At 41.9% G+C, this 9,374-nt stretch carries 8 protein-coding genes; all 8 read right to left on the reverse strand.

The annotated features are described in order from the left end of the window. On the reverse strand, positions 1–684 hold the full coding sequence (gene ispD, locus ACFVSW_RS24645) for a 2-C-methyl-D-erythritol 4-phosphate cytidylyltransferase (protein WP_387319247.1): 684 nt from the start codon (positions 682–684) through the stop codon (positions 1–3). An 18-nt stretch (positions 685–702) separates the two neighbouring features. Next, positions 703–1,791 carry a PIN/TRAM domain-containing protein gene (locus ACFVSW_RS24650; RefSeq protein WP_387319248.1) on the reverse strand — a complete coding sequence of 363 codons (1,089 nt, stop codon included), beginning with the start codon at positions 1,789–1,791 and terminating at the stop codon, positions 703–705. Positions 1,792–1,974: 183 nt separating this feature from the next. After that, a complete protein-coding gene (gene disA / locus ACFVSW_RS24655) occupies positions 1,975–3,048 on the reverse strand; it encodes a DNA integrity scanning diadenylate cyclase DisA (protein WP_387319249.1) in 1,074 nt (357 codons plus the stop codon). A gap of 5 nt (positions 3,049–3,053) precedes the next feature. Then, positions 3,054–4,436, reverse strand: coding sequence for a DNA repair protein RadA (gene radA / locus ACFVSW_RS24660; protein WP_387319250.1), 1,383 nt, complete (start codon positions 4,434–4,436; stop codon positions 3,054–3,056). 111 nt (positions 4,437–4,547) lie between these two features. Further along, the gene (gene clpC / locus ACFVSW_RS24665; RefSeq protein ID WP_387319251.1) at positions 4,548–6,989 is read right to left on the reverse strand and encodes an ATP-dependent protease ATP-binding subunit ClpC; all 2,442 of its coding nucleotides are present in this window, start codon (positions 6,987–6,989) and stop codon (positions 4,548–4,550) included. Between the two features lie 17 nt (positions 6,990–7,006). Further along, positions 7,007–8,077 (reverse strand): protein-arginine kinase McsB, encoded by a 1,071-nt coding sequence (gene mcsB, locus ACFVSW_RS24670; protein ID WP_387319252.1) that lies wholly within the window; start codon positions 8,075–8,077, stop codon positions 7,007–7,009. A 1-nt stretch (position 8,078) separates the two neighbouring features. After that, on the reverse strand, positions 8,079–8,627 hold the full coding sequence (mcsA, locus tag ACFVSW_RS24675) for a protein-arginine kinase activator protein McsA (RefSeq protein WP_387319253.1): 549 nt from the start codon (positions 8,625–8,627) through the stop codon (positions 8,079–8,081). A gap of 26 nt (positions 8,628–8,653) precedes the next feature. After that, the gene (locus ACFVSW_RS24680; RefSeq protein ID WP_387319254.1) at positions 8,654–9,115 is read right to left on the reverse strand and encodes a CtsR family transcriptional regulator; all 462 of its coding nucleotides are present in this window, start codon (positions 9,113–9,115) and stop codon (positions 8,654–8,656) included. Positions 9,116–9,374: the final 259 nt, after the last annotated feature.

Here is a 9,374-nt window from a genome sequence, read left to right on the forward strand (position 1 = left end):
TTAAAAACCCCTTTTTTTCAAAATTGCTTCTGCAAAAAATAAATCTTCCGGTGTGGTCAGCTTAATATTATCGTAGTTTCCTTCCACAATTGCTACGGGATGCTGCAGCCGCTCCACTAAACTGGAATCATCTGTTCCAAGAAAGCAGTCTTTTTCAGCCTTTTCATATGCTTGTCTAAGCAAGGAAATGCGAAAAGCTTGTGGGGTTTGAACAGCCCACAAGCTTGAACGCTCGACAGTTTCTACTACCACACCACTTTGTATCTTTTTCATCGTGTCCTTTACCGGTACTCCCATAATGGCAGCACTGGTGTCTTCCGCAGTTGCGATTAAACGGTGGATTTGTTCTTTTTGGATAAACGGTCTTGCTGCATCATGAACAAGAATAATTCCATCAGACTTTGCTGTTTTCAGGGCATTATGGATGCTATGCTGACGTTCTTCCCCGCCTGGTACTAGATTACTTACTTTCGTCACGTTATACCTTGTCAGCAAAGCTTTAAATTCCGCCTCATCCTGCGGGTGAATGGCTAGAATAATCCCCGTGCAGGCTTCATCCTCTTCGAAAACTCTTAATGTATGGATCAGCACAGGCATTCCCTTAAGTTCTAATAAAAGTTTGTTTTTTCCTGCTCCCATTCTTTTTCCCATGCCTGCAGCAGGGAGAATGACTTGGTAAGTCATATGATTACCTCTCTCTATCTATAAAGCTTTTTCGAGTAATTTTGGTTTAGCAAAGATCATCCTGCCGGCAGAGGTCTGAAGAACACTTGTCACAAGAACCTCGATTCTTTTGCCGATGTATTCTCTTCCTTCTTCGACAACAATCATCGTTCCGTCATCTAAATAGGCCACGCCTTGATGATACTCTTTTCCATCCTTAATCACTTGGACTGTTAGTTCTTCACCCGGAAGAACGACTGGTTTCACGGCGTTCGCTAAATCATTTATGTTTAAAACGGAGACATTCTGCAGTTCACATACCTTGTTTAAGTTAAAATCATTGGTGACTAGGATGCCATTTGTTATTTTCGCAAGCTTCACCAGCTTCGAATCCACTTCGCTAATTTCTTCAAAATCACCCTCGTAAATTTCGACCTTAATAGAGAGTTCCTTTTGGATCCGGTTTAAGATGTCCAAGCCTCTGCGGCCGCGATTTCGTTTCAACACATCTGAAGAATCAGCGATATGCTGTAATTCCTCAAGCACGAACTGTGGAATAACAATCGTACCTTCCAAAAACCCTGTCTGGCAAATATCAGCAACACGGCCATCAATAATAACACTAGTATCTAATATTTTCCAATCTACACCAATAGCCTTTTCGTTTTCCTCTTCGGCTGACTTTTTCTTATTGCTTCGATTGCCAAAAAGCCCTAGCAATTCATCCCTTTTTTTGAAGCCTACCTGAAAGCCAAGGTAGCCAAACAAAAGCGTCAGCAAAATGGGCGCGACAGCATTTAAAAATTGTACCTGTACAGCATTTAGCGCAAAACCAATCAAAAAAGCAACAATCAAACCAAAAATCAATCCTACACTGCCGAAAAGCACATCTGTTACAGGAATTTTCACTAACGAATCTTCAGCCCATTTAATAAAATTAAAGACATAATCTACTGCCCAAAAGGTTATAAGATAAAAAATAATAGCACCTAAAATAGCAGCGACATACGAATTGTTAATCACTGGAATGTCATTAATATGAAATAATTTGAACAATTCCGGTAATAACAAGATTCCAAGCGTACCTCCAATAATGAGGAAGCAAGCTTGCACGATACGTTTTAACATTCCTTCACCTCCTCTAATTCATTATAAACATATTCCCAGAATTGAAACCTTGATTTGTTGATTATTTTTCCAAATTGTAAACGGTTTGAAATATAGTTGTTATCTTCAAGTCTTACTCTTCATAGGGTAGCACTGGAAAAAAACCGTGTCAAACAAATGGCGGCGCGAAAAACCCTATTGCTTTTACAGCTGCCGCTCGGTGTTTAAACGCTCCTTTATCAATCTAAAGCCTTCCTGGATTTTTTTCGCCCGTACTTCGCCGATCCCCTCTACATCATCCAACTCTTCGACCGTAGCAGAGGTAATCTTTGAAAGCTCACCAAAACTACTAATTAGATTTTCACTAATGACCGTCGGCAGTCTTGGTATCTTTTGAAGAATTCGATAGCCACGCGGATTTCTATTTTCCTCCAAATGAACATAGCCAAGATACCCCATAAGCTTTAATAAAACGATATCCTCAATAGAGCCGTTATTCGCTAAAACCTGCATTCGATTAAGGACATCCTGGGCTTTAATGTCACGTTCGAAGGTATAATCCTTAATGATCAGCATGACCTCTTTTTCCAAATCGGTTAAAATCTCATTCAACTGCAGGCGTATGAGACGTCCCTCTGTCCCAAGTTCATGCAGATAGGTTAGCAATTCATTTTTAATCTTTAAGACCATTTCAAAACGGTGGAGAACTAGTAAAAAATCGTTATATGTAACCGATTCCTCAAACTCTAAAATACTCAAATTAGTTATACTATGCTCCATTACTACCTTGTACTTTTCCAGCGTCTGAATTGCTTGATTGGCTTTTGCTAGGATGACGGCAATATCCTTTAATGCATAGCGGAAATTCCCTTGATATAGGGTAATGACATTTCGCCGTTGTGAAATCGCAATACATAAGGCTTTTGTCTGTCTAGCCGCTCTTTCGGCCGTACGGTGGCGCATCCCTGTTTCTGTCGATGGTATTTCAGAGTTTGGAACAAGTTGAGCATTAGCAAAAAGGATTTTGCTGCCTAATTCATTTAAGATGATGGCACCATCCATTTTTGCCAGTTCATATAAAAAGCTTGGCGAAAAAGGGCAGTTGATTTCAAAACCGCCGTCAACAATCCCCTTTACCTTTTCGTTATAACCTACAACGATAAGACCCCCTGTGTTCGCCCGGAGGACATTGTCAATTCCCTCGCGAATTGGTGTACCGGGTGCTAGAAACTGTAAAACATTACTGACAGATTGCTCACCAAGCTTCTTATTTTCCATTTGTGTTAACCTCCCAGAGCTGCTTTAAGTGCTTCACTGACAGATGAAACACCAATGAGTTGAACACCGGCTGGCCCCTTCCAGCCGCTCAAATTATTTGCAGGTAATATCACGCGTTCAAAGCCCAGCTTTGCGGCTTCCTGGACGCGCTGCTCAATTCTCGAAACTCTCCTAACTTCACCAGTTAACCCCACTTCACCAATAATGCAATCCGTTGGCCTTGTTGGTTTATCTCTAAAACTGGAGGCAATACTGACAGCAACAGCGAGGTCAATCGCCGGTTCATCCAATTTGACCCCTCCGGCTACTTTTAAATAGGCATCCTGATTTTGCAGAAGCATGCCGACCCGCTTTTCCAAAACCGCCATTAAAAGCGGGACTCGGTTATGATCGATTCCTGTTGCCATTCTTCTCGGGTTCCCGAAGCTCGTCGGCGAGATTAAGGCTTGTATTTCAACAAGGACTGGCCGCGTCCCTTCCATCGAGGCAACAACAGTCGAGCCTGCCGCACCCCTTGAACGTTCTTCTAGAAAAATTTCCGATGGATTCTCCACTTCATCCAGACCAAATTCCTTCATTTCAAAAATACCCATTTCGTTGGTTGAGCCAAAGCGATTTTTCACAGCCCTAAGGATTCGGTAGGTGTGGTGTCTCTCCCCTTCAAAATATAGAACCGTATCCACCATATGCTCCAGCAGTCTCGGACCAGCGATCGAACCTTCTTTTGTCACATGTCCGACAATAAAAATGGCAATTCCTTTGGTTTTGCCAATTCTCATTAATTCAGACGTACATTCACGGACTTGTGATACACTACCCGGTGCCGACGTTACATCCGGATGAAAGATGGTCTGAATCGAATCAATGATCACGAAACTTGGGTTTGTACTTTCAATGGTCCGATTAATTTCTTCCAAGTTTGTTTCGGCATAGACGAACAAATTTGCCGATGATATCCCTAAACGTTCTGCCCGTAGTTTGGTTTGCCGCAACGACTCCTCACCGGAAATATATAAAACCTGGTTGCCTTTATTGGCAAGCTGTGAAGATACTTGCAAAAGCAGGGTTGATTTGCCAATCCCGGGGTCTCCGCCTATTAACACTAACGAGCCCTTAACCACGCCCCCGCCTAGAACCCGGTTCAGTTCATTTAAGTCCGTTAAAATTCTCGGTTCATTTTCCATTTCAATCGTATTGATCGGCATGGGTTTAGATAAAACGGTTGAACCGCTTTGAGAATGAGCAAAGGCTCCCCGTCTAGCTGCACCCGTTACTTCTACTTCTTCAATCATCTTATTCCACTGTCCACAGCCAGGACATTTCCCCATCCACTTAGGGGATTCATACCCGCACTCTTGACAGATAAACTTTGTTTTTCGTTTTGCCATAACCACTCTACCCCGCTAGTTATATAAAAAATAGAAAAGAGGTACACGATTCTACCTTATTCACGTGTACCTCTGCTTGTTGTAAAGCATCTAAATTCATTATTGATGATTCTATTTTCCTAAACTTACTTTCTCAGTCATTTTTACGATAAATTCACCATTATCCACATCAATAACAGCATGCTGACCCGTTAATAAGGTTCCTTTTAATAGCTCTTCAGACAACCGGTCTTCAATATGCTTTTGAATCGCACGGCGTAAAGGTCTGGCCCCATACTCTGGGTCATATCCCTCTTGTGAAATTTTCTCCTTCGCTGCCTCCGTTAACTCTATCGAAATATCCTGCTCCCTTAAGCGTTTGATTAACTGATCAGACAACAAAGTGACAATTTCATTAAGATGCTTTCTCTCTAACGCATGGAATACAATGATCTCATCAATCCGATTCAAGAATTCAGGACGGAACGCTTTCTTGAGTTCCTCCATCACTTTACTCTTCATGTCTTTGTAATCCTGCTCACCATCCTGAATATTAAAGCCGACATACTTGTTGCGTTTAAGCGATTCAGCACCAACATTTGATGTCATAATCAGGACAGTATTACGGAAATCAACCGTTCTTCCTTTTGAATCTGTCAGCCTGCCATCCTCAAGGACTTGCAGAAGGATATTAAATACATCCGGATGCGCCTTTTCAATTTCATCCAGTAAGATAACAGAGTACGGTTTCCTGCGGACCTTTTCCGTTAATTGTCCGCCTTCTTCATAACCGACATAACCCGGCGGCGACCCAACAAGCCTCGAGGTAGAATGCTTCTCCATGTATTCGGACATATCGATCCGAATCATCGCATCCTCATCACCAAACATCGCTTCAGCCAGTGCACGTGCTAATTCGGTTTTTCCGACACCGGTTGGTCCAAGGAAAACAAACGAACCTATCGGGCGCTTCGGATCTTTTAATCCTGCCCTTGCCCGGCGAACGGCCTTTGATACAGCTTTAACGGCTTCCTCTTGACCAATAATTCGGGAATGAAGAATTTCCTCTAAATTAAGTAACTTTGCTGTTTCCGTTTCGGCAAGCTTGGAGACTGGTACGCCGGTCCAGCTTGAAACCACACTGGCGATATCTTCCACCGTTACTTCATTGTTTTCTTTTCCCTGCTTTTCTTTCCAAGTCTTCTTCGTTTCTTCCAACTGTTCGCGAAGACGCTGTTCTGTATCCCTTAATGAGGCAGCTTTTTCAAATTCCTGACTTTGAACAGCGGAATCTTTTTCTTTTCGTACTTCCTCAAGCTTTACCTCTAATTCTTTTAAATTAGGAGGAGTAGTATAAGAACGAAGCCGTACTTTTGAACCAGCTTCATCAATTAAATCAATCGCTTTATCAGGCAGGAATCGATCAGAAATATAACGGTCTGAGAGCTTTACAGCTGCCTGGATAGCTTCATCGGTAATGGAAACACGATGGTGGGCCTCATAACGGTCACGCAGTCCTTCTAATATTTGAATCGATTCTTCGGCCGTTGGTTCATCAACACGAATCGGCTGAAACCGTCTTTCCAGCGCCGCGTCTTTTTCAATATATTTCCGGTATTCATCAAGCGTTGTTGCTCCAATACACTGAAGTTCTCCGCGGGCAAGCGATGGTTTTAAAATATTCGAAGCATCAATCGCCCCTTCTGCACCGCCAGCGCCAATTAAGGTGTGAAGCTCATCAATGAATAAAATAATATTTCCTGCCTGGCGGATTTCATCCATGACTTTTTTCAGACGGTCCTCAAACTCACCACGGTATTTCGTCCCTGCTACAACGGTACCCATATCAAGCGTCATCACTCGTTTATCACGAAGGATTTCCGGTATTTCATTATTGACAATTTGCTGTGCAAGTCCTTCGGCAATCGCAGTTTTACCTACACCAGGCTCCCCAATTAACACAGGGTTATTCTTCGTCCGGCGGCTTAATACCTCAATAACACGTTGAATTTCCTTGCTCCGGCCAATCACAGGGTCTAGGCTGCCTTCGCGGGCAATCGCTGTTAAATCTCTAGCGAGGCTGTCAAGTGTCGGCGTGTTTGCGCTGACAGAGGCGCCACCCTGATGACTGCCGGATTCATTACTGCCTAATAATTGAAGCACCTGCTGGCGTGCTTTATTTAAGCTTACACCAAGGTTATTAAGTACGCGGGCTGCAACCCCTTCTCCCTCACGGATTAAGCCGAGGAGAATGTGCTCTGTACCCACATAGGAATGTCCTAACTTACGAGCCTCATCCATTGATAATTCAATGACCTTTTTAGCTCTAGGAGTATAATGTATCGTTTGAGCTGTTTCTTGTCCCTTACCAATTAAATTCTCCACTTCTTTTTGGATCTTGTCAGAGCCTAAACCAAGACCATAAAGTGCTTTCGCAGCAATTCCTTCCCCTTCGCGAACTAATCCCAATAAAATATGCTCTGTTCCTATGTTGTTATGCAAAAGACGAATTGCTTCTTCTTGAGCTAAAGCAAGAACCTTTTGTGCTCTTTCAGTAAAACGGCCAAACATCATATTCTCTTCCTCCTCACCTATTTTTCCTGCTCCATTTTTAGTCGTTCCCTAATTAATGCTGCACGTCTAATATCTCGTTCATGCGGCCGTAACGGACCGCCGGCATATTGCTGTAAAAACCCTGGCTGGGTTAAAATCATTAATTCATTTAAAATTGTTTTAGGTAATTTTTCGATAAACCCCATATCTATTCCAAGCCGAACATCTGATAAACACCTGGCTGCCTCTTTTGATTCAATAATTCGGCTATTAGCCAGCACACCTAATGAACGGTATATCCTATCTTCTAATTGTATGTTCGAAGTCTTTCGTAATGCTTCACGGGCTGACCTTTCTTGTGAAATAAGCTGGCTTACCACCCCTTTAAGATCATTGCCAATATCCTCTTCTGATTTACCAAGCGTAATTTGATTAGAGATTTGAAAAATATTCCCTAGCGCCTCACTGCCCTCACCATAAATTCCTCTGACAACTAGACCCAATTGGTTGATAGCTGGAATAATTCGATTGATTTGCTGGGTTAAGATTAACCCTGGCAAATGCATCATAACGGAAGCACGGAGGCCTGTGCCAACATTGGTCGGACAGCTTGTTAAATAGCCATGCTTTTCATCAAAGGCATATTGAATGTTACTTTCAAGCCAATCATCAATTTCATTAGCCGCATCCAACGCCTCCGATAACTGCAGCCCTGGGAACAGACATTGAATCCGAATATGATCCTCTTCATTAATCATAATACTAACTTCTTCATTTTCGGTTAATAAAACGGCACCATATGGTGAATCTTCGGCAAGATGTGGACTAATCAAATGCTTTTCAACTAATACCCTTTTCTGAAGCGGCTGCATTTCATCGATTTTCAACAATTCCATTTGACCAAATTTTTGAAAATCCGATTTCCCTATTGTATCTTCCATATTTACAATAATCATTTTTGCATCTTCATGTGAAAAAAGTGTTGGAAATTTATAGTCCTCGAAGTTCCGAGCCAAACGGATTCGAGAACTTAGGACAATATCTGAGTCAGGTCCTTCCTCGCTCATCCAGGAGCTGACAGCAGTCTTTAGAAAACGTTCAAGCGACACGCTATTCCCCTCCCTTATCGCTTCCGGCTAATTCTTTCTCTAATGTACGGATTTCATCGCGAATCTCGGCCGCCTTCTCAAATTCTTCTTGGTTGATAGAATTTCTCAAGTCATTCTTCAATTCTTCTATTTGTTTGCGAAGATGAAGACCGCCGCCAATTCTTTTTGGAATTTTGCCGTTATGTGTCCAATTCCCACTATGGAGGCGCCTTAAAACAGGATTTAACTGTTCTTTAAAGGTTTCATAGCAATGAGCGCAACCAAAGCGTCCTACCTTTAAAAACTGCGGAAACGTCATTGAACAGTGCTCACATTGTAGGATTTCCTCCTGGTGAAACGGACTTTGACTTGGCTTTTGAAAAGCAGGATCGATATTTAATAAACCTGCCAACAGATTATTAAAGGCAAAACCTGTTTCGCTATTAAAAATAAACATTTCACCCTTTTCCTGAGCACACTTCTCACAAAGTTGTACTTCGGTCTTTTCACCATTAATAATTTTGGTGAAATGAAGTGCTGCAGGCCTTTGATTACATTCCTGGCAAATCATTGCTTTCACCTCTCCGGCTGCGATAATTATTTATATTTTAAAGATGTTAACATTGCTTTTAACATTCTTGCTCTTAATTCATCCCGATATGGAAGATCAATATATAAAACAGAACGATCAATTACACTCAGCATGATTTTCGCTTCGCGCTTTGTAATAATCTCCTCTTGGACAAGGCGGATAATGACATCCTCAGCACTTGTTTGACTAATTCGGCTTTGGACAAGCGTAAGCAATTGGTCAATTAAATGGGCCAAATCATGTGATTGAACTTTTATTATCCGAATATAACCGCCGCCGCCCCGTTTACTTTCTACAACATACCCTCTTTCAATGGTAAAGCGGGTATTGATTACATAGTTAATTTGTGAAGGAACGCATTGAAACTTATCAGCAATTTCACTTCTTTTTATTTCAACAAGATCCTTCTCACTCATTTCCAAAACTTGTTTTAAGTATTTCTCGATAATATCGGAGATGTTCCGCATTTTCCCACCCCCTGTCTTTTGACTTTGACTATATTTGACTTAAATTATACTTAAATTTTTCTTTGGATGCAATGATTCACTACTATTGATTTTCCCCAAATCTTGCAGTTGTAAAACCTGCCTTTATTTAAATAATATCTTGTTTATCGGTTTAAAAAGAAGGATGTGTTAAAAGTGAATGTTGATTTCCGTTCCAGGCGCGAGCGGTTCGCGGGGCGGGCGGTGAGCCTCCTCGGCGCTAAAGCGCCTGCGGGGTCTC

Source organism: Neobacillus sp. NPDC058068 (genome assembly GCF_042885335.1).
Classification (GTDB): Bacteria; Bacillota; Bacilli; order Bacillales; family Cytobacillaceae; genus Neobacillus.